Source organism: Stenotrophomonas sp. 3(2025) (assembly GCF_052665395.1).
The window spans coordinates 1-20009 of sequence record NZ_JBQOIF010000023.1; the positions used below are offsets into that span (position 1 = coordinate 1).

Here is a 20009-nt window from a genome sequence, read left to right on the forward strand (position 1 = left end):
GGGGGGGGCTGGTGGCAGAGGGCCATTCAGTCGGCAGTCACCTTGTGGAGTGCACTTGGCTTCGAAACGCTATCAGTGTGCGCATTGCTACTTCAGCGTCCGAATCGCCCGCTCTACTATCTTGTTCTGCTATGGCAGTGCGGGGTTGACGAACTCCCGCAGCGGGCCCTGGCTGCGCGCCAGTCGCGCGTATTAACAGCTGGAGAAAACCAAGGCGCCGTCAGGCTATAGAAGAATAGGCACAGGAACGAGCCCCAGCATTGTGTAGCTGGCAAAAAGGCCAGCGCGGTGCGGCCGATGCGGTGTTCGCCTTGTCAGTTCGCGACAGGCGCCAACCAAGCAACTGTCGCGCATCAGCGCCAGGCTGATCCAACCATCCTTGCCACCTTAGCCCCGGCACGGACCGGTGCCGCATTGCTTATCCGGGCCGTCAGCGTAAGGAGCCTTCGCCTAAGTCTACGGACGCCGACCAACTGGGTGCTTACGCACATGCCAACTTTTAGTTGAAAGGTCCGCTTGACGGTGTTTGTTCTTGTCAAGCAGCGCAGCCGTGGTGCGATAGCGGAAGGAAAGCTCGGATTCGATCAACTCCTTGGCTGGCTCAGCCAGCTCAGACTCCACCTCGGCAGGCGCTTTAGTCGGCTTACAGAGCGTCGATCGATACGCTATACCGGATCACGGTGCAGCGTGGCAATGAGAATGGCAATATCCTCGTTTTTCAGGGTCTGATGGACCGCAAACATGTGCTCTCGTCCTTTGTCAGTAGTGACACCAGTCTTTCTCGGACAAGGATCTTCGGCATTGCCTCGTCGTAAGTCCTCCGCATCTCTTGAACCGCCGTTCGTGCCGCGCGCACACATCCTGAAGCTTTGCACGCGGGCACTCTCCATGCCGCACTCGCCATCCTCTACCCACATCTCGATCTTGGAAAAAGACAGGTCGAGCTAGCGACCTATTTCTGCCACCGTCTTCTTACCCTGCACGAACTCTAGTGTCAGCGTGGACTGGTGCCGGACGGTCCGGCAGACTTCTAGCGGGCCATCGCAGGTGTGCGAATCAACAAAAATTGCACGCGCTTAGCAAGAGTTTTCCTGGAAAATTCGATGCACGTCATGGCGCGAAAATTATACGGGGTAATGCCACTCCCGCATGTTTTGAGGCCGAAGTTGATGGTGGCCCACCATGGAAGTTTGCAATTGCTAGCCTCAAATCCATGGGCGCGATGAGCTATTTTCAATTGCCAATGTCGCATATGTACCTTGCGCGCTCTTCGCAAGTGAAGTAGGTTGACATCGACAACTGGTGGGATGGAGCTTGCCAATGACTGTTCTTATACTGTCTGAACCTAATGATTTTCATGCGGCAGCCGTGAATTGGGGGCTCGAGATGCTTAATGTCCCCGCTGATCTATGGGACAGATCTCAACTCGCAAACTCATCTACGCTTGCTATTAATGTAAGCGACGATTCGTGTAGTTTGGTGGTTGCGGGTCTTCATCTGAAAACGCAGTACAAAAGCGTATGGAATCGCCGGGGCTTGAAACCAGCGCCCAATAGAAGGGTGCATCCGTCAGACATGTACTACGCTCACCGAGAGGCGGTACGGGCGGTTGAAGTAGCGATGCTGATGCTTGAAGAGGAGTTTCATGGGGCTCTTTGGATTAATTCAAGATCATCTCAAATTCGCGCCGATCTAAAGCCTAATCAATTAGCTGTAGCGCGTCGGGCAGGATTTCTTATTCCTGAAACGCTATATAGTAATGATCCAAGAGAAGTGCGAAATTTTGCAAGTATTGGTCGGGTGATTGCAAAGTCCCACTTCCCGGCGGTTTGGACAGACCAGAGCGGCACTAGGAGGTGGTTTCATACAACCCGCTTTCATAGTGAAAGCTCTTCAGATTTTTCGCTATTTGCGTGTCCAATGATTTATCAGAAGGAGCTTGATATCGACTCCGAGCTGAGAGTTATTGTGATGGGGCGGTCTGTATTCTGCGTGAAGCGCAAAAGAGTGGCGCGAAATGATGTCCCCAGTGAAGTTCGAGATATTAGGGTCGAGGACCCAATTTCTTCCATTTATGCCTTGGATGAACGGACTAAAAGCGCTTGCATTGCCTACGTCAAATTGATGAATTTGAATTACGCGGCAATTGATCTGGCAATCTGCACGGATGGTCGTCTGTTATTTCTGGAGGGGAATGAGAGTGGTCAATTTCTCTTCCTTGAGCACGATGTACCTAGTGTGCCAATCTTGGATGCATTCTGTAGGTTTCTAGCGTCAGGCGATCCTTGCTTTGAGTATGAGGCGGGTGACCGGCGAATCCGTTTAGATGAATTTACTCGTACCAGCTCCTGTTCGGAGCTTATTGATCGATTGCACAAGGTCTGGTCCGGAAAGTTTCCTGCAAGCTTCGAATTCGATGAGGTACTTCACGGAAGTGAAGCGCGCTGAGGCGGCGTACGGCCTCCAACTTGAAGAAGGAAGTTTCTATGAAAAATGCAGAGCAGGACAGTTTCCGAATTCTCGCGCGCGAGCTTTCACGGGAGCTAACCCCGGCGGAGATGGATTCGGTTGGAGGGGCGGGAGGTACTGGTTTGTCCACTTGTTTGAAATCAACTACCATTTGCGACATGGACGCGTGGGAAGATTGGATCGCAGATTGATTGGATGAAATAAATAAGCCTCGTCAGAGTTCGTTATCCTCTGACGGGGCTTTTTTTTTGAAATTGTACGAATTTTGGAAAGAGGTGGCCGGCAATGCGGGTCATAATTGTCTCTTTCCTTTGCATTCAGATCTCCTGGAGTTGTGCAATCTTAGGTTTTTTAAGGATGTGTTCATTGGGGGGCTGTTGTGAATATGATTGGCGCAAAGACGTGGGGGGTGAAAAGGTTGATTGGCTCCCGAAGGATTGCCTTGTCTCTGCAGTCCGAAGGCGCGGAGTGTGGCTTGGCTTGCATAGCCATGATTTGTTCATACTACGATATTCCGCTAAGTCTTAATCAGCTAAGGCGACATTATGGGTCGTCCCGCCGGGGCGACTCCGTAGCTCGTTTGGTTGGAATTTTAAGAGATCTTGGCGTTAATTGTTCCGCGCTAAAAGTTGATAGCGGGTATATTCCTTCTCTGCAGGGTGTTTGGATTGCGCACTGGGAATTCAATCATTTTGTGGTAATTGAAAGTGTGGGTGGAGGGCGTGTTCGTGTCTTGGATCCTGCAAGAGGGAAGTATGTTGCGAATTATTGTGATATTGCCGCAAGTCTAACTGGTGTCGTGATTGAATGCTCATCAGCGGCGGCGAGTGAGGCTTGGCTTCAGGTGTCGGAAGTTGAGGATGGGAGTGAGTTACGTTTTCGCCGGTTCTGCAGATTGGTTGGTGGGCGCTCTGGGCTTGATAGGAAGCTTGTGGTTGCCGTTCTTCTCTCATTGCTTATTGAATTGGGCATGTTGCTTCTCCCGTTGCACATGAAGTGGATCGTTGACGGTGCAGTGGCAGGGTTGGATAGGAGTGATGTTCTTCTTTGGGCCGGTGCCTTCTCTTTGGTTGCCTTACTTCTCTGCCTGGCGATGTATATTCAGGGTTTTCTTCTTTCAAAGATAAGTGCCACGATGTCCTTGAGGTGGACGGTTGGACTGCTTACGCGTTTTATGAGTCTATCCCCTGAATTTTCAATGCGACGCTCGGTCGCTGATGTTCTTTCTCGCTTTCAGTCACTGCGAATCGTGCAGATGGCTCTTACTGGAGCTTTTGTTCGTGCCATCATTGATGGTCTTGCGTCTGTGGTTACTATTTCGGTGATCATTTACATTGACGTTTTTGCGGGAATCTTCGTTTCTGTTATTGCACTGATCTATTTGTTGCTTCGCTTGGTGACTGTTGGGTTGGTTGTTTCAAGTAGTACTGAGTTGGCGGGAGTGTATGCAAGGCAGCAGGGGGTAATGATGGAGTGTGTTCGAGGCATGCCGGCCATCAAGCTTTCTGGAAAGGAGGTGGAGCGTGTTTTGACGCTTGAGGAGGTAACCAAAAGAGTCTCCGAGAAGGATGTCTTATTACAGAAGATCTCTGCATTGTTTCAGGCCTTGTCTGCAGGAATGGTGCATTGGCAGCGGATTGCTCTCCTTTCCGCGGGTGTGATTTTAGGGTCGAGCGCGGGGAGTCAAATTGGCGCAACGATTGTTCTAGTGATTTTGGCGGATCAGTTCCTTGTCAGGTCTAATATGTTGGTCGACAGGCTGGTGCAGTTCAGTGAACTCGGAGCTCATGTCTCCCGAGTGGATGAGATCGCGAGGGAGTCGCCCGAATTGCTTGACGCGGATAGCACTGCGTCATTTCGAATGGATAGGCCTTCAATAACCCTCGTTAACATTGGATATAGATATTCAGCTGCCGACCCTTGGATTTTCCGTGGTATTTGCATGCATTTCGATTTTGGCGAGAGTGTGGCGATAGTGGGCCCTTCTGGTCGAGGAAAGTCGACAATTGTTAAAATAATTGTAGGTCTTCTGCAGCCCACGGAAGGGTGGATTGAGGTGGACGGTGTAAAGGTGGAAAATATTGGGTTGGCGCGTTATAGAGCGATTATGTCGAGTGTCATGCAGGATGACCACCTTTTTGCGGGGTCGTTGCGGGACAATATTTCATTCTTCGATAGATTTCCTGATGAGGAGAGGGTGAGGTCGTCTGCGCTGATGGCAGAAATTGATGTAGATATTGACGCTATGCCCATGCGATATGAAACCCTTGTTGGTGAGATGGGGGGCGCTATTTCCGGTGGTCAGAAGCAGAGGCTACTACTGGCTAGAGCTCTTTATGCCATGACTCCCGTGTTGGTTCTGGATGAGGCGACTAGTTATCTGAGTGTGGATTGTGAGCAGAGGGTGGTGGACAGAATTAGGTCATTAGAAATGACTAGGATCGTGGTGGCGCATCGGCCCGACAGTATTAATATGTGCGATAGGATTATTGAGCTTTAAGGCTTTTTGATTGCAGTGCCATTGTTTGCTGGATTGACTGCTGGAATTTGTCAGGCGGTTGTAGGCCAGTTGCTTTGCGTTTAATATTTCCAGTTGTTCACAGTCGCGCTGAGGCATCTGGGTTGGACGCCCGGATTTTTTCAGTGGAGGCGTTTTAGAGCTCACGACCCATAAGGGGTATCCATGGTCATCAAACCGCGCGTCCGCGGCTTCATCTGCGTCACCACCCACCCGACCGGCTGCGACGCCGCCGTCAAGCAGCAGATCGACTACATCCGTGCGCGCCCGCCGATCCAGAACGGCCCCAAGCGCGTGCTGGTGATCGGCGCCTCGACCGGCTACGGCCTGGCCGCGCGCATCACGGCCGCCTTCGGCAGTGGCGCGGCAACCCTGGGCATCTTCTTCGAGCGCCCGGGCAGTGAAACCAAGCCGGGCACGGCGGGCTGGTACAACTCGGCGGCGTTCCACAAGTACGCCGACGAAGCGGGTCTGTATGCCAAGAGCATCAACGGCGATGCGTTCTCCGATGAGGTGAAGGCCAAGACCATCGAGATGATCAAGGCCGATCTCGGCCAGGTCGACCAGGTGGTCTACAGCCTCGCTGCGCCGCGCCGCAAGCATCCCAAGACCGGCGAGATCATCAGCTCCACGTTGAAGCCGATCGGCGAGCCGATCACCCTGCGTGGCCTGGATACCGACAAGGAAGTGCTGACCGAAACCCATCTGCAGCCGGCCACCCCGGAAGAAATCGCCGGCACCGTCGCGGTGATGGGCGGCGAGGACTGGCAGATGTGGATCGACGCGCTGGCCGATGCCGGCGTGCTGGCCAACGGCTGCACCACCACGGCCTTCACCTATGTGGGCGAAGAGATCACCCAGGCGATCTACTGGAACGGCTCCATCGGTGCTGCCAAGAAGGATCTGGACGACAAGGTGCTGGGGCTGCGCGAGAAGCTGGCCAGGATCGGCGGCGATGCGCGCGTGTCGGTGTTGAAGGCGGTGGTGACCCAGGCCAGCTCGGCCATTCCGACCATGCCGCTGTACCTGTCGCTGCTGTTCAAGGTGATGAAGGAAAAGGGGACCCACGAAGGCTGCATCGAGCAGCTCGACGTGCTGTACGACATCCTGTACGGCGCCAAGGCCGATGGCGTGGCGGTCGATCGCCTGCGCCACGACCTGGTCGATGGCGATGGCCATACCGTTGTGCTGATCGATGAGGAAGGCCGCCTGCGCGCTGACTACAAGGAAATGGCCGCTGACGTGCAGGGCAAGGTGCTGGCGCTGTGGCCGCAGGTGACCAACGAGAACCTGTACGAGATCAGCGACCTGGCCGGCTACAAGGCCGATTTCCTGCGCCTGTTCGGTTTCGGCGTCGAAGGTGTCGACTACGAAGCCGACGTCAACCCGGACGTGAAGATCGACAACCTGGTCGATCTGACCTGATCAACGGAAAAGGCCGGCGCAAGCCGGCCTTCTTCATGGGTAGCGCCGGGCCATGCCCGGCGAGCGCAGCGGTCTGCAGGCCATCCGCCGGGCAAGGCCCGGCGCCACCGGTGAGGTGTCAGCCGAACTCGAAGTTCATCGCCGGCGCTGCCGGGCCGACGAAATCGCCCTGCACGTAGTCCACGCCGGCACTGAACAGCAGTGTCATCGAGTTGGCGTCGCTGACGAACTCGGCGATGGTGCGGATGCCCGCTTCCTGCGCGCGTGCGGTTATCTGGCTGACCCGGTCGATGTTCTCGCGGGTGGCGGCCAGGTCGCTGGTGAAGCCGCGATCAAGCTTGAGGAACTGCGGCTGGAAGTGGGCCAGCAGCTGGAACGAGTCCAAGCCCGAGCCGAACTGCTCCAGGCCGATCCGGCAGCCGAGCGGTGCCACTTCCGCCAGGAACTGCTGGGCACTGCGCAGGTGGGTGAACACCTTCGATTCCGGTGCATGCAGCCACAGGCGTTCGCCCGGCACGCCGTGCGCCTGCAGCTGCTGGCGCAGCGTGGCGATCATCTTCGGATCATCGAACGATTCCGGCGTGACCTTCACCAGCACCTGGGTGGGATGACCCTCGCGGGCACGCGCGCCCAGCACCGCGATTGCCTGCGAGACGACCCAGCGGTTGATGTCCGCCAGCAGGCCATGCTCTTCGGCAATGCCGAGGAAGGCGGTCGGGCTCAGCAGTTCTCCGTTGTGTTCCAGCCGCAGGTACGCTTCATACAGTTCCAGCGACTCGCCCTGCAGGTTCAGCACCGGCTGGTAATGCAGCTGGAAGCCATCGCCTGCCAGGGCTTCGCGGATGCGCGCGACCCAGCGCTGCACGCGCTCTTCCTCCACGCGATCAACAGCGGCCGGGTCGAAGATGCGGCAGGTATTGCCGAGGGCGGCTGCGGCCTGCGTGCATTCGCTGGCGCGCGCCAGCACCTGGCCGATGCTGGCGATCTTCTCGCCCACCTGCACCCCGCCAATGCTGACGGTCACCGTGGCCGAGCGCGCGCCGATGCTGAAGACGTGTGCGGCGTAGGCTTCGCGGATGCGCTCGGCCAGTGCCACGGTCTGCGCATAGGGGCCGGACTGCAGTACGGCGAAACTGTGTTCGCCGAAACGGGCCAGCTGCGCATCGTCGCCAACAACGTCGGCCAGCAGGGTGGCGAGGGCGCCGATCAGGGCGTCGGCCGAGGCCAGTCCGATATCCGGGAGCAGGCGCGCGTAGTGGTCCGGTTCGACCATCAGCAGTCCGAACTGGCCTTCGCTGCGCCCGGCCTGGGCAACCGCGTCCTCGACCTGCAGCATGAAGGTGGGGCGGTTGAGCAGGCCGGTGACCTGGTCGCGCTGGCGCAGGTCCTCGACCTCGCGCGCCAGCTCCGGGTCGAATTCCATGCGCCGGCGGAACACCACCTGCAGGCAGGATTCGCCCTCGTAGGTGGCTGCGGTGAATTCCATCGTCGCCGGGAAGGCGCTGCCGTCCTGGTGGCGGGCGTCCAGCTGGTACTGCGGCGGAGGCGCTTCGCCGCGGCTGAGTGACTTCAGCAGCTGCTTGAAATCATCCACGTGCTGGGCGGCAACCATGTCCAGCAGCGAGATGCCTTCGACCTCCTCGAAATCCTCGTAACCGAACATTTCCAGGTAGGCATCGTTGGCGCGGATATGCATGCCTTCGTGGACATAGGCGATCGGCTCGCGCGAAGAGGCGATCAGCGCGTCGCAGCGACGCTCGGTCTCGCGCATCTGCGCTTCGATCCGGCGCAGGCCGCGGCGCGCCTGCAGGTCGACCCACTGGTCGCGGACCACCGCCAGCAGGTGTTCGGTGCGCTGGCGCAGGGCGAGGGCGCGAACCCCGTTGCTGCTGGCCTGTACCAGTTCGTCCTCGTCGATGCGTTCGGCCAGCAGCACCAGCGGGATGTCCTTGCCGCTGGCGGCGATGTGCTGGGCCACCAGTGGCAGTGGAATGCTCTGCGAGGGCGCAGCCAGCACCAGGTCGATCGCCTGGCTGGCCAGCACCTGCGACAGCTCGGCCGAGTCCTGCGGGCGCCATGGGCGCACGGCGATGCCGCTGTTGCGCAGGGTGCTGACGATGGCTTCGGCGTTCTCGCCGCTGTCATCGACGATCAGCAGGCGGATGGTGATGTCGTTCGCGTTCTGCATGCACTGCTCCCCAATCTGCAAATCTAGATACACGATGCGTGGCGGCGCGTCCATGCGCGCAACGGTTGCGTGCATGGAACGGCGATGCGGTTCACACCACGGCGCCGGCCGCGTGCCCGCTGGCCCAGGCCCACTGGAAGTTGTAGCCGCCCAGCCAGCCGGTCACGTCCAGCACCTCGCCGACGAAATGCAGGCCGGGTACGCGCTTGGATTCCAGCGTCGAGGAAGAGACCTCGTTGGTATCGACGCCGCCCAGGGTGACTTCGGCGGTGCGGTAGCCCTCGGTGCCGCTGGCCACCAGTGGGAACGCTGAAAGCACCTGTGCGGCCTTGCGCAGGTCCGGCTCGTCCAGCTGGCGTACCGGGCGGTCGGGCAGCCAGTGCTCGCACAGGCGCTGCGCCAGCCGCTTGGGCAGCACATCGCCCAGCACCGTGCGCAGTTCCGCGGCGGGGCGTTCGCGTTTCATCTGGCGCAGCCATTCGGCGGCATCCTGGCCGGGCAGCAGATCCAGCGACAGCGCGTCGCCGGGCTGCCAGAACGAGGAAATCTGCAGGATGGCCGGGCCACTGACGCCGCGATGGGTCAGCAGCATGAAGTTGCGGAAACTCGTGCCATTGCAGCTGGCCTCGACCGGCAGGGCGACGCCGCTGAGCTCGGCCAGGCGCTCCTGGTGGGTGCCGCTGAGGGTCAACGGCACCAGGCCGGCGCGGGTGGGCAGCACCTGGTGGCCGAACTGGCGCGCGATCTCATAGCCGAACCCGGTTGCACCCAGGCTGGGAATGGACAGGCCGCCGGTGGCGACCACCAGCGAGGCGCAATGGAACAGGCCGTGCGTGGTGTACACGCGGAAGCCGTCAGTGCCGTGCTCGATGCGCTCCACGCTGCACTGCGTGCGGATCTGCACGCCGGCCTGCTGGCATTCGTCCACCAGCATCTTCACGATCTGCTTGGACGAGACATCACAGAACAGCTGGCCCAGTTCCTTCTCGTGATAGGCGATGCCGTGGCGCTCGACCATGTCGATGAAGTGGTACGGCGAGTAACGCGCCAGTGCCGACTTGCAGAAATGCGGATTGGCCGACAGGAAGTTGGCCGGGGTGGTGCCGGTGTTGGTGAAGTTGCAGCGGCCACCGCCGGACATCAGGATCTTCTTGCCGATCTTGTTGGCGTGGTCGATCACCTGCACATGCCGGCCTCGCTGGCCCGCCGTGATCGCGGTCATCAGCCCGGCAGCGCCGGCACCGATCACCAGCACGTCGCAGCGGATCGTGCTCATGCCTTGGCGCGCTTTCGCCAGTTGGGGATCACGTCCAGCTGCATCTGATCGTTGAGCAGCTGCACTTCGGCGTCCTGGATCAGCACGCTCCAGCGCATCGCGCGCTGGATCTGCTGGCCCCACAGATCGACGAAGCCGCCGTCCAGGTCGACCACCGACAGGTTGTCGAAGCGGGCCAGGCCCTTGCCCTGCTTCTGCCACCAGATGTCCGATGCATTGCCGCCGTAGTTGACCACCTGCACCTGCCGGCTGCGGTTGCTGGCCTTGCGGATGCGCGACTCGTCCGGATGGCCGAGGTCGATCCACTGCAGGATGTCACCGGTGTAGTCGTGTTCCCACAGGTCCGGCTCGTCGTCGGTGCTCAGGCCGCGGCCGAATTCCAGGCGGTCGCCAGCGTTCAGCGCGAAGGCGAGCAGGCGCACCATCAGGCGTTCGTCGGTTTCGGACGGATGCTGGGCCAGGGTCAGGTTGTGGGTCGCGTAGTAGCCGCGATCCATGTCGCTGATCTGCAGTTCGGCCTTGCGGATGGTGGCGGTGAGGGCCATGAAGATCCAGAGGGGTAAAGACCGTCAATGATAGAGGTTTGCCCCGGGGGTGTCCGATATGGGGGTGTCGGCAGGGCGTGATCGGTGGCACGCTGGCCGCCCTGATGCTTCTGGCGTGTCCTGTCGTATGTCCCTGCCCAGCCGACTTCAGCTGCCGCCCGGTAACTGGGTTTCCCTGCTGGACGGCCTGTGCGCGCGCTTCCCGCGCATCGACCGGCTGCAATGGGAGAGTCGCTTCGCACGCGGGCGGATACAGGACGCACAGGGCAGGGCGCTGGCACCGGACATGCCGTGGCAGGTGGGGCTGGAGATCCGCTACTTCCGTGAAGTGGCCGATGAGCCGGTGATTCCCTTCGAGGAGAACATCCTGCATCACGACGCGCACCTGCTGGTGGCTGACAAGCCGCACTTCCTGCCGACCGCCCCGGCCGGTGCGTTTGTGCGCCAGACCCTGCTGGCGCGCCTGGTCGAGCGCACCGGCAACGCCGACCTGGTGCCGTTGCACCGGCTGGACCGGCTGACGGCCGGCCTGGTGCTGTTTTCCACCCAGCCGCAAACGCGCGACGCGTACCAGAGGCTGTTTCGTGAGCGCCGCATCGAGAAGACCTACCAGGCGCTGGCGCCGGACCTGCCGGACCTGCGGTTTCCACTGGAGCGGCATAGCCGGCTGCAGCCGGGGGAACCGTTCTTCCGTATGGCTGAAGTTCCCGGCGAGCCGAATGCGCTGACCCGTGTCGAGGTCTTGGATGCGCACGGCCCGGTCTGGCGCTACCAGCTAGCGCCCGAATCCGGGCGCAAGCATCAGCTGCGCGTCCATATGGCCGCGCTCGGGGCGCCGATCCTGGGCGACGAGCTCTATCCGCAGCTGCACGTGCGGCCACAGGGTGTGGCCGAGCCACCGTTGCAGCTGCTGGCGCAGGCCTTGGCCTTCGACGACCCGTTGACCGGCCAGCGACGCAGCTTCCGCAGCGCGCGCACCTTGTGCGTTCCCGGCTGACGCACAGCCGGATTCACCTGCCCGGTCGTCGCGCCAGCCAGCGGTCCAGCTCGGCAGCGAACAACTGGCGGTCACGCGCGCCAAGCGGCGGCGGCCCGCCGGTCTGGACGCCGGCGCCACGCAGTTCTTCCATGAAATTGCGCATCGACAGCCGCTCGGCCATGTTGTTGGGGGTGTACAGCTGGCCGCGCGGATTCAGGGCCACGCCCTTCTTCTCCAGCACCAGGGCCGCCAGGGGGATGTCCTGGGTGACCACCAGGTCGCCGGCGGCCACCCGCTCGACAATGGCGCTGTCAGCCACATCCAGTCCCTGCGGAACCTGGATGGAGCGCAGCCAGCGCGAAGGCGGGGTGCGGATCCACTGGTTGGCGACGAGGGTCAGCTCCACGCCGACCCGTTCAGCTGCGCGGAACAGGATGTCGCGGATGACGACAGGGCAGGCGTCTGCGTCCACCCAGATGCGGGGGAGCAGGGGTTCAGCTCGGGTTTCAGCTTCAGTCATTTACCCAGTGTAGGGTAGGAAAAACCTGAATGGGGACCCGGGTTTAGCCTCGATCTGGTGCAACCCCTTGCCCTGTCTAGAGGCTGGCCGTTTGACGCTGAATATCATGGCTATCGCTTTTTGCTCAAAACACGCGTATCGTCTGGCCCACTGTGTTTGCTAGGGTCACCGTGAATCGTGGCCTGGTGCAGTTGATCTCACGATCCGCTCATCGATCCGCTTTACCAACGCCTGCAACTCAGTCTCGGCCCCGATACCCGGTGGCTGCGATTTTTTTCAACATGTGTTTCAGGAGTTAGTAAATATGTCTGATCGTCAGACCGGCACTGTCAAGTGGTTCAACGACGCCAAGGGCTTCGGCTTCATCACCCCGGAAAGCGGCCCGGACCTGTTCGTGCATTTCCGCGCGATCCAGGGCACCGGCTTCAAGACCCTGCAGGAAGGCCAGAAGGTTACCTTCGTCGCCGTCCAGGGCCAGAAGGGTATGCAGGCTGACCAGGTGCAGGCGGTCTAATCCGTCTGCTACCGTTTGGTAGCCAGAACGCCGGGAGCGAAAGCCCCCGGCGTTTTTCGTTTGCGTCGCACGAGGGGTTCAACCCGCAGCCAGCGCCCGCTCCAGCAGCTGGGTTATTTCCTGGTACTCGGCGCGTTCGGCTGCCGGAATGCGCGACAGGATCTCGCGCAGGACATCAACCACCTCCGGACCCACCGGCACTTCCATCCATTGCAGGTGATAGGCCGCCAGTATCCGGCTGTCGTCATCGCTGGAATGGAGCTGACTGAACAGCAGCGGCAAGGCTTCGGGCCTCATGCATTCACCCAGCGCGTCTGTGCAGCGTTGCTGCCAGAACGCGGGCTGCGCTGCGATCATCTTCTGCAGGCGCCGCCAATCGTGTGCTTCGAATCTGCGCAGGACGCCCTTGGCAACGTGTTCGCAGATGTACTGCGTCCAGTTGTGGTCCTCGGATTGCCCGAGGTAACCAAGCAGTGCATCGAACGGCGGGGTGTCCATGCTGGCAGGCCTTCCACGGCCGGGCAGGGTAGCAGACACCTGCGTGCACCAGGCCGCGCTACCATCGGGCACCTTTCTGCGGAAGCCGCCCATGCGCATCGTCCATCATCTGGAAAATTCCCGTTCGCTTCGCGTGCTGTGGATGCTGGAAGAGCTGGGACTGGACTACGAACTGCGCCGCTACCCGCGCGATCCGAAGACCCTGCTGGCGCCGCCGGAACTGCGCCAGGTGCATCCGCTGGGCAAGGCGCCGGTGCTGCAGGATGGCGAGCTCATCCTGGCCGAATCCGGCGCCATCCTCGACTACCTGGTTGACCGCTACGACGTGCATCGCCAGCTGTCGCCGTCGCCGGTACCGGCCGAAGGCAAAGAGCGCATCGATTACCGCTACTGGCTGCACTATGCCGAAGGTTCGGCCATGCCGCCGATGCTGCTGACCCTGGTGATCAGTCGCATCCGCAGCGCGCCGATGCCGTTCTTCGCGCGGCCGATCGCCCGCAGCATCGCCGACAAGGCCGAGCGCGGTTTCATCGGCCCGCAGCGGCGCCTGCATCTGGACTGGATGGAACGGCGTCTGGCCGAAAGCCCGTGGTTTGCAGGCGAACGCTTCACCGCTGCGGACATCCAGATGAGCTTCCCGATCCAGGCGGCGGCCGCACGCGGCGGCGGGCTGGACGACAAGCCGGCATTGCGTGGCTTCCTCAGGCGCATCGGCGAGCGCCCGGCCTACCGGCGCGCCGAGGCGCACGGCGGGGCATTGCAGGCCTTGCGCGGCGATTGAGGATGGCCGTCGCCGCCCCCATGCTTTGCCCATGGATACCACTGCCCCCCAGTTCGACAACCGCCTGCTGAATCTGCTGCCGGGCGATCCCGAGTCCGGTCCGCGCCGGCGCGAAGTGCTGGGTGCGGCCTGGTCGTCGGTGATGCCGACGCCTGTCGCAGCGCCGGTGCTGCTGGCGTGGTCGCCAGAGGTTGCCGGGATGCTGGGGTTCGATCCTGCGCAGGTCGATGACGAAGGCTTCGCCGAGGTGTTCGGCGGCAACGCGTTGTATGCGGGCATGCAGCCGTGGGCGGCCAACTATGGGGGCCATCAGTTCGGCCATTGGGCCGGTCAGCTCGGTGATGGCCGCGCCATCTCGCTGGGCGAGGTGATCGCCCCCGATGGCCGGCATTGGGAGCTGCAGCTGAAGGGTGCCGGGCCGACGCCGTATTCGCGCGGCGCCGACGGCCGTGCGGTGCTGCGCTCGTCGATCCGTGAATTCCTGTGCAGCGAGGCCATGCATCACCTGGGTGTGCCGACCACGCGCGCCCTGTCGCTGGTCGGCACCGGCGAAGACGTGGTGCGCGACATGTTCTACGACGGTCATCCGCGCGCGGAGCCCGGCGCGATCGTCTGCCGGGTATCGCCCTCGTTCCTGCGCTTTGGTTCGTTTGAACTGCCTGCGTCACGTGGCGAGACCGCACTGCTGAAGCAACTGGTCGAGGCGTGCATCGCCCGCGATTTCCCGGAGCTGAAGGGGCAGGGCGAAGCGCTGTATGGCGACTGGTTCGCACAGATCGCCGTGCGTACCGCAGAGATGATCGCGCACTGGATGCGCGTGGGCTTCGTGCATGGGGTGATGAACACCGACAACCTTTCCGTGCTCGGCGTGACGCTGGACTATGGCCCCTATGGCTGGGTCGAAGACTTCGACCCGGACTGGACCCCGAACACCACCGATGCGCAGGGACGCCGCTATCGTTTCGGCACCCAGCCGCAGGTGGCGTACTGGAATCTCAACAGGCTTGCGCAGGCGCTGTCGCCGTTGTTCGCCGACGTGCAGCCGCTGCAGGCAGGGCTGGCCGCTTACCAGGCGACCTTTGTCGCCTGCACCCGTCGCGATGTTGCGGCCAAGCTGGGGCTGGCCGCGGCCGACGATGCCGATCTGCAGCTTTACCAGCGCTGGCAGCAGCTGATGCAGGACGGCGGCATGGACATGACCCTGGCATGGCGTGCGTTGATGCGCATCGATGCCAACGCACCCGATGCAAGCGTATTGGCCGAGGTCTTCTACGACGCCGAGCGCCAGCACGCGGTGCAGGAACCTCTGCAGCAGTGGCTGCAGGAGTACGCGGCGCGGCTGCGTGCCGATCCGCTGCCGGCAGCCGAGCGTGTGGCGAAGATGGGTGCGGCCAATCCACTGTATGTGCTGCGCAACTGGCTGGCACAGGAAGCGATCGACCGCGCCGAGCAGGGCGACCTGGGCGGTGTGCATGCCCTGCAGGACGTACTGCGTGATCCGTACACCGAACGCCCGGGTCTGGAACATTACGCCGGCAAGCGGCCGGCGTGGGCTGACGACCGCGCAGGCTGTTCGATGCTGTCCTGCAGTTCCTGAAACGCGTTCTTTCGCAGGGCTGCGCCCTGCACCTGCTGCGGTGCCGGCCGATCCGCCAACCCATGGAATGCTGGTGCTTCGGCGGTTGCCTGGAGGCCTTTGCAGGTGCCGGAGGCAGTCCGGCCGGATCCCCGACAGGCAGCCGGCGCCCGGAACGGGTACCCTATGCCGCCATCAGTCAACCGAATCGCCATGACCGACGCCATCGTCGCTCCGCAGTGGGCCTCCCGCCTGCGCGACATCGCCGACTTCCCCAAGCCGGGCATCCTGTTCAAGGACATCATGCCGCTGCTCGCTCACAGCGAGGACTTCCGTGGCGCGGTCGTGGCGATGGCCGATCGCTGGCGCGATCAGAAGCTGGACGCGGTGGTCGGTATCGAATCGCGCGGCTTCATCCTCGGTGCGGCCATGGCGCTGGAACTGGGCGTGGGCTTCGTGCCGGTGCGCAAGCCGGGCAAGCTGCCGGGCAAGGTGCTGCGCGAGGAATACACGCTGGAATACCGCAGCGACTGCATTGAAGTGCATGCCGACGCGCTGTCGGCCGGTGCGCGCGTAGCGATCATCGACGACGTGCTGGCAACCGGCGGTACGCTGGTTGCTGCGTTGTCGCTGGTGCGCCGCCTGGGCGTGGACGTGGTCGGCGCCGGCGTGCTGGTCGAACTGGATGGCCTGGGCGGCCGTGGCCGCTGGGAAGCGGATCTGCCGCTGCACACCGAACTGGTGTTCTGATTGCGTCGCCGGGCATGGCCCGGCGCTACCCACGGCAAGCAGGTAGCGCCGGGTCATGCCCGGCGGATGTCCTGCCCGTTACATCATCCGCACGCGGAAACGACGGCCCTTGATCTTGCCCGCTTCCAGCTTCGCCACCGCCTTGTTGACCTGCTCGCGGGCGATCGCCACGTAGGAACGGGTCGGGAAGATCGCGATCTTGCCGATGAACTTGGCCGACAGGCCGGCATCGCCGGTGAGGGCGCCGAGGATGTCGCCTGCGCGCAGCTTGTCGGTCTTGCCGCCATCGATGCGCAGGGTGCGCATGGCCGCCTGCGGCAGCTCGGCAGGGCGCGATGTCGCCAGCGGCGTCTTCTGCCAATCCAGCGGCTCGCCGCGCTGCGCTTCGATGGCGTCGGCGCGGTTCTTTTCGCGGCCCGCCACCAGGCTGATCGCCAGGCCACTGGCGCCGGCACGACCGGTACGGCCGACACGGTGCTGGTAGCTCTCGACGTCGGTCGGCAGCTCGTAGTTGATCACCGCGGCCAGCTCTTCCACGTCCAAGCCGCGCGCGGCAACGTCGCTGGCAACCAGCACGTTGCAGCTGCGGTTGGCCAGGCGCAGCAGCACTTCCTCGCGGTCGCGCTGCTCCATGTCGCCATGCAGGGCGAGCGCGGAGAAGCCGAACTGCTGCAGCGAGTTGGCCACTTCGTCCACGTCCTTGCGGGTGTTGCAGAACACCACGGCCGATTCGGGCGTGTACTTCAGCAGCAGGCCGGCCAGTGCCTTCTGCCGGTGTGCCGGTTCGACTTCGCAGAACAGGTGGCGGATGGCCGGGGCCTGGTCGGCGCCTTCCACGGTCACTTCCACGGCATCGCGCAGCAGGTCGCGGGCCATGGCGCGGATGGTGTCGGGGAAGGTGGCCGAGAACAGCAGGCTCTGGCGATCACGGTGGGTGCGGCCGGCGATCTCACGGATCGGTTCCTCAAAGCCCATGTCGAGCATACGGTCGGCTTCATCCAGCACCAGGGTGCGCACGGCGCCCAGATTCAGTGCGCGCTTGCGCGCCAGTTCCTGCACGCGGCCGGGCGTGCCGACCACCACGTGCGGATCGTGGCTTTCCAGCGACGCCAGCTGCGGGCCCAGCGGCGTGCCGCCGGTCAGCAGCAGCAGCTTCAGGTTGGGGATGCCGGTGGCCAGCTTGCGGATCTGCTTGGCCACCTGGTCGGCCAGCTCGCGGGTGGGGCACAGCACCAGCGCCTGTACGCGGATCAGGCTGGGATCGATGGATTGCAGCAGGCCAAGACCGAAGGCGGCGGTCTTGCCGCTACCGGTCGGGGCCTGGGCGATCACATCGCGGCCATCAAGGATGGCGGGCAGGCTCTGCGCCTGGATCGGCGTGAGGGTGGTGTAGCCGAGGGCATCCAGGCCGGGCTGCAGGGCCGGGCTCAGCGGCAGGGTCGAGAAATCAGTCATGGCGCATTGTACCTGCGCGCGCGCCCGGTCCCGCCGTCGTTCACGATTGTGGGGGCACCCGGTAGCGGGCGACCTTGGTCGGCACCTTGGCCGAACGTCGCCTCAACCCAGCCCGATGACCACCAGCCGCGCAGCCATCGCCTGCAACTGCTCCGGGGTGGCGGGTTTTCCACTGACCCGGGGCTCCAGCAGCAGCTGGTGGAACCACGGATTGGCGTGCCGCGTGTCGACGTCGAACGAGCAGGTCGCCTGCACGCCCATCACCGCCTGAACGATCTCGACCAGCGTGTCTTCGGCTTCATCGACATTGCCCCGCCCATATCGATCATCCAGCAGGCGCAGCGGGATCTGCAGCAGGGTGGGGGAGACTGGCATGCCTCAAGTCTAGCGATCCACCTTGCCCTCAGCCCAGCACCGCCAGCACACCCTGGTGGATCGCCAGGCCACCCAGCAGCAACCAGGCGAACAGGATCGATGCCAGCAGCAGCGGCTTCAACCCGGCCTGGCGCAGCGCAGACACATGGGTGGTCAGGCCCAGTGCGGCCATCGCCATGGCCAGCAGCACGGTATCCAGCTGCACCAGCCCGGCCTGGAGGCCGGCCGGCAGCAGATGCAACGAGTTGAAACCGGCCACCGCCACGAAACCGAACGCGAACCACGGCACCACGATGCGCGCCTTGCTGCCGTCAGCGTTGGCCTTGCCGCCACGCGCCAGCCACAGCGACAGCGCGACCAGGAACGGTGCCAGCAGCATCACCCGCACCATCTTGGTGATGACCGCGGTATCGGCGGCTGACTCGCCCACCGCACGTCCGGCAGCCACCACCTGTGCCACTTCATGCACGGTGGCGCCGGTGAACAGGCCGTACTGCCGCGCGTCCATCGCCAGCCAGCCGTGCGACTGCACCAGCGCATACAGGGCGGGATACAGGAACATCGCCAACGTGCCGAACACCACCACCGTCGACACCGCCACCGTCACCTGCGCAGCACGGCCGCGCACCACCGGTTCGGCGGCCATCACCGCCGCCGCACCGCAGATCGCGCTGCCGGCACCGATCAGCATGGCGGCCTCGCGCTCCATCCTGAACACCCGTACACCCAGCCAGCACGCCAGGCCGAAGGTGCTCGCCACCACCAGCACGTCCATCAGCACGCCGGCGACGCCGACGTTGCCGATGTCCTGAAAGGTCAGCCGCAGGCCGTACAGCACGATGCCCGCACGCAGCAGCCAGTGCTTGGAGAAGCCCACGCCCGCCGCGCTGGCGGGGGCCAGTCGCGGGTACACGGTGTTGCCGACCACGATGCCGGCGACGATGGCGACGGTCAGCGCACTCAGGCCATGCGCCTGCAGCCAGGGCAGCTCGGCCAGGTACAGCGACGCCGCCGCCACCAGGCCGACCAGCAGCAGGCCGGGCAGGCGCGGTTGCCAGCGCTGGCGCAGGGCGGGCAGGGACCAGGAGGACAGGGCAGGCGCGTTCATGGCGGGTGGGATGCGGGAGAGAGGCGTACAGCCTGCATCCATGCGATTGACCCGTAAAACGAATAATATCGGTGAAACCTACCCATAACACAGGTAATGGACATGCGCCTGACGCTCCGCCAGCTGCAGGTCTTCGTTGCCATCGCCGACCAAGGCAGCACCACCGCAGCAGGCCAGGCCATCGCGCTTTCCCAGTCCGCCACCAGCGCCGCCCTGCAGGAGCTGGAAGCGCACTTCGGCACGCCGCTGTTCGACCGCATCGGCCGTCGCCTGACATTGAACGGCCACGGCCGGGCCTTGCTGGAGCCGGCGCGCGCGCTGTTGGTCAATGCCGCCGATCTGGAGCGGCAATTGGCGGCGGGCGGTGACCCGTCCCAAGGCGCGCCGCTGCGGCTGGTACTGGCCGCCAGCACCACCATCGGCAACTACCTGCTGCCGCCGCGCATCGCCGAGCTGCTGCGGCAGGCACCGCAGGCCGAGGTCGATCTGCGCATCGACAACAGCGCAGGCGTGGTGGCGGCCGTTCAACGGCTGGACGTGGATGCAGGATTGATCGAAGGCCCATGCCACGAGCGCGGTCTGCAGGTCACGGCCTGGCAGCAGGACCCGCTGGTGATTGTGGCGGCCGCCGAGGCCCCCGCGCGCTGGTCGCTGGACGAACTGCGCCGCGCACGCTGGCTGCTGCGCGAACCGGGCTCGGGCACCCGCGAAGCGGTGGAGCAGGCATTGCTGCCGCATCTGCGCGGCTTCGCCCAGACCCTGCAGCTGGGCAATACCGAAGCGATCAAGCAGGCCGCCATCGCCGGCCTCGGCCTGGCTTGCCTCTCGCGCCACGCCCTGGAAGAACCCTTGGCCCTCGGCCGCCTGCGCATCCTTGAAACGCCATTGCCGGCCCTGCACCGCACGCTGTGGCTGGTACGCCACCCCGGCAAGCGATGGTTGCCGGGGTTGCAGGCGTTGTTGGGGGAAGTGCAGTAGCCGGGATCCATCTTCCACAGCGTGAATTCCACGTAGGTGTCAGAGCCTATTGCG

General features: G+C 62.9%; 17 protein-coding genes. 9 read left to right on the forward strand and 8 right to left on the reverse strand.

Going from position 1 to position 20009, the window contains the following annotated elements; translation table 11 throughout:
- Window positions 1–1320: 1320 nt before the first annotated feature.
- The 3 genes from ACUXVE_RS16025 (at window position 1321) to fabV (ending at window position 6412) form a co-directional block, all read left to right on the forward strand.
- On the forward strand, window positions 1321–2448 hold the full coding sequence (locus ACUXVE_RS16025) for a hypothetical protein (RefSeq protein ID WP_445514782.1): 1128 nt from the start codon (window positions 1321–1323) through the stop codon (window positions 2446–2448).
- A 463-nt stretch (window positions 2449–2911) separates the two neighbouring features.
- Window positions 2912–4969 (forward strand): peptidase domain-containing ABC transporter, encoded by a 2058-nt coding sequence (locus ACUXVE_RS16030; protein ID WP_445514783.1) that lies wholly within the window; start codon window positions 2912–2914, stop codon window positions 4967–4969.
- Window positions 4970–5152: 183 nt separating this feature from the next.
- On the forward strand, window positions 5153–6412 hold the full coding sequence (gene fabV / locus ACUXVE_RS16035) for an enoyl-ACP reductase FabV (protein WP_445514784.1): 1260 nt from the start codon (window positions 5153–5155) through the stop codon (window positions 6410–6412).
- A 118-nt stretch (window positions 6413–6530) separates the two neighbouring features.
- On the opposite strand, the gene ACUXVE_RS16040 is transcribed toward fabV, so the two are convergent.
- The 3 genes from ACUXVE_RS16040 to ACUXVE_RS16050 all read right to left on the reverse strand — a co-directional run bounded on the left by ACUXVE_RS16040 (window position 6531) and on the right by ACUXVE_RS16050 (window position 10421).
- Entirely contained in the window at window positions 6531–8600 is a 2070-nt protein-coding gene (locus ACUXVE_RS16040) for an EAL domain-containing response regulator (protein ID WP_222389898.1), read from the reverse strand.
- 91 nt (window positions 8601–8691) lie between these two features.
- Window positions 8692–9876: an NAD(P)/FAD-dependent oxidoreductase gene (locus tag ACUXVE_RS16045; protein WP_445514785.1), complete on the reverse strand. Its 1185-nt coding sequence runs from the start codon at window positions 9874–9876 to the stop codon at window positions 8692–8694.
- Entirely contained in the window at window positions 9873–10421 is a 549-nt protein-coding gene (locus tag ACUXVE_RS16050; protein ID WP_025875114.1) for a YaeQ family protein, read from the reverse strand. The genes ACUXVE_RS16045 and ACUXVE_RS16050 overlap by 4 nt, the downstream gene beginning before the upstream one ends.
- Before the next feature lie 127 nt (window positions 10422–10548).
- Between ACUXVE_RS16050 and ACUXVE_RS16055 the strand changes: the two genes are divergently transcribed.
- Window positions 10549–11418, forward strand: a complete 870-nt coding sequence (locus tag ACUXVE_RS16055) for a pseudouridine synthase (protein ID WP_222389894.1) — start codon at window positions 10549–10551, stop codon at window positions 11416–11418.
- Between the two features lie 13 nt (window positions 11419–11431).
- Here ACUXVE_RS16055 and ACUXVE_RS16060 read toward each other — a convergent pair whose 3' ends face one another.
- Complete coding sequence (locus tag ACUXVE_RS16060) at window positions 11432–11920, reverse strand: YaiI/YqxD family protein (RefSeq protein ID WP_127563463.1); 489 nt, start codon at window positions 11918–11920, stop codon at window positions 11432–11434.
- Between the two features lie 304 nt (window positions 11921–12224).
- Between ACUXVE_RS16060 and ACUXVE_RS16065 the strand changes: the two genes are divergently transcribed.
- Window positions 12225–12434 (forward strand): cold-shock protein, encoded by a 210-nt coding sequence (locus ACUXVE_RS16065; RefSeq protein WP_025875108.1) that lies wholly within the window; start codon window positions 12225–12227, stop codon window positions 12432–12434.
- Between the two features lie 78 nt (window positions 12435–12512).
- On the opposite strand, the gene ACUXVE_RS16070 is transcribed toward ACUXVE_RS16065, so the two are convergent.
- On the reverse strand, window positions 12513–12932 hold the full coding sequence (locus ACUXVE_RS16070) for a hypothetical protein (RefSeq protein WP_445514786.1): 420 nt from the start codon (window positions 12930–12932) through the stop codon (window positions 12513–12515).
- 91 nt (window positions 12933–13023) lie between these two features.
- Between ACUXVE_RS16070 and ACUXVE_RS16075 the strand changes: the two genes are divergently transcribed.
- The 3 genes from ACUXVE_RS16075 (at window position 13024) to ACUXVE_RS16085 (ending at window position 16039) form a co-directional block, all read left to right on the forward strand.
- Window positions 13024–13713 (forward strand): glutathione S-transferase, encoded by a 690-nt coding sequence (locus tag ACUXVE_RS16075; RefSeq protein WP_445514787.1) that lies wholly within the window; start codon window positions 13024–13026, stop codon window positions 13711–13713.
- Between the two features lie 31 nt (window positions 13714–13744).
- Window positions 13745–15310 (forward strand): protein adenylyltransferase SelO, encoded by a 1566-nt coding sequence (locus ACUXVE_RS16080; RefSeq protein ID WP_445514788.1) that lies wholly within the window; start codon window positions 13745–13747, stop codon window positions 15308–15310.
- Window positions 15311–15502: 192 nt separating this feature from the next.
- Complete coding sequence (locus ACUXVE_RS16085) at window positions 15503–16039, forward strand: adenine phosphoribosyltransferase (RefSeq protein WP_222389889.1); 537 nt, start codon at window positions 15503–15505, stop codon at window positions 16037–16039.
- A gap of 78 nt (window positions 16040–16117) precedes the next feature.
- Here the strand turns inward: ACUXVE_RS16085 and dbpA are convergent, their stop codons facing one another.
- The 3 genes from dbpA to ACUXVE_RS16100 form a co-directional block, all read right to left on the reverse strand.
- Complete coding sequence (gene dbpA / locus ACUXVE_RS16090) at window positions 16118–17494, reverse strand: ATP-dependent RNA helicase DbpA (RefSeq protein ID WP_025875072.1); 1377 nt, start codon at window positions 17492–17494, stop codon at window positions 16118–16120.
- A 102-nt stretch (window positions 17495–17596) separates the two neighbouring features.
- The gene (locus tag ACUXVE_RS16095) at window positions 17597–17869 is read right to left on the reverse strand and encodes a hypothetical protein (protein ID WP_222389888.1); all 273 of its coding nucleotides are present in this window, start codon (window positions 17867–17869) and stop codon (window positions 17597–17599) included.
- Window positions 17870–17897: 28 nt separating this feature from the next.
- Window positions 17898–18977, reverse strand: coding sequence for a YeiH family protein (locus tag ACUXVE_RS16100; protein WP_445514789.1), 1080 nt, complete (start codon window positions 18975–18977; stop codon window positions 17898–17900).
- Window positions 18978–19079: 102 nt separating this feature from the next.
- On the opposite strand from ACUXVE_RS16100, the gene ACUXVE_RS16105 reads away from it, so the two are divergent.
- Entirely contained in the window at window positions 19080–19955 is an 876-nt protein-coding gene (locus ACUXVE_RS16105) for a LysR family transcriptional regulator (RefSeq protein ID WP_222389883.1), read from the forward strand.
- The last annotated feature ends 54 nt before the right edge of the window (window positions 19956–20009 follow it).

Bases quoted from the DNA above. Each gene is read 5' to 3' on its own strand.
- ACUXVE_RS16025 (WP_445514782.1), top strand. From the start codon at position 1,321: ATGACTGTTCTTATACTGTCTGAACCTAATGATTTTCATGCGGCAGCC.
- fabV (WP_445514784.1), top strand. From the start codon at position 5,153: ATGGTCATCAAACCGCGCGTCCGCGGCTTCATCTGCGTCACCACCCAC.
- ACUXVE_RS16040 (WP_222389898.1), bottom strand. From the start codon at position 8,600: ATGCAGAACGCGAACGACATCACCATCCGCCTGCTGATCGTCGATGAC.
- ACUXVE_RS16045 (WP_445514785.1), bottom strand. From the start codon at position 9,876: ATGAGCACGATCCGCTGCGACGTGCTGGTGATCGGTGCCGGCGCTGCC.
- ACUXVE_RS16050 (WP_025875114.1), bottom strand. From the start codon at position 10,421: ATGGCCCTCACCGCCACCATCCGCAAGGCCGAACTGCAGATCAGCGAC.
- ACUXVE_RS16055 (WP_222389894.1), top strand. From the start codon at position 10,549: ATGTCCCTGCCCAGCCGACTTCAGCTGCCGCCCGGTAACTGGGTTTCC.
- ACUXVE_RS16060 (WP_127563463.1), bottom strand. From the start codon at position 11,920: ATGACTGAAGCTGAAACCCGAGCTGAACCCCTGCTCCCCCGCATCTGG.
- ACUXVE_RS16065 (WP_025875108.1), top strand. From the start codon at position 12,225: ATGTCTGATCGTCAGACCGGCACTGTCAAGTGGTTCAACGACGCCAAG.
- ACUXVE_RS16070 (WP_445514786.1), bottom strand. From the start codon at position 12,932: ATGGACACCCCGCCGTTCGATGCACTGCTTGGTTACCTCGGGCAATCC.
- ACUXVE_RS16075 (WP_445514787.1), top strand. From the start codon at position 13,024: ATGCGCATCGTCCATCATCTGGAAAATTCCCGTTCGCTTCGCGTGCTG.
- ACUXVE_RS16080 (WP_445514788.1), top strand. From the start codon at position 13,745: ATGGATACCACTGCCCCCCAGTTCGACAACCGCCTGCTGAATCTGCTG.
- ACUXVE_RS16085 (WP_222389889.1), top strand. From the start codon at position 15,503: ATGACCGACGCCATCGTCGCTCCGCAGTGGGCCTCCCGCCTGCGCGAC.
- dbpA (WP_025875072.1), bottom strand. From the start codon at position 17,494: ATGACTGATTTCTCGACCCTGCCGCTGAGCCCGGCCCTGCAGCCCGGC.
- ACUXVE_RS16095 (WP_222389888.1), bottom strand. From the start codon at position 17,869: ATGCCAGTCTCCCCCACCCTGCTGCAGATCCCGCTGCGCCTGCTGGAT.
- ACUXVE_RS16100 (WP_445514789.1), bottom strand. From the start codon at position 18,977: ATGAACGCGCCTGCCCTGTCCTCCTGGTCCCTGCCCGCCCTGCGCCAG.
- ACUXVE_RS16105 (WP_222389883.1), top strand. From the start codon at position 19,080: ATGCGCCTGACGCTCCGCCAGCTGCAGGTCTTCGTTGCCATCGCCGAC.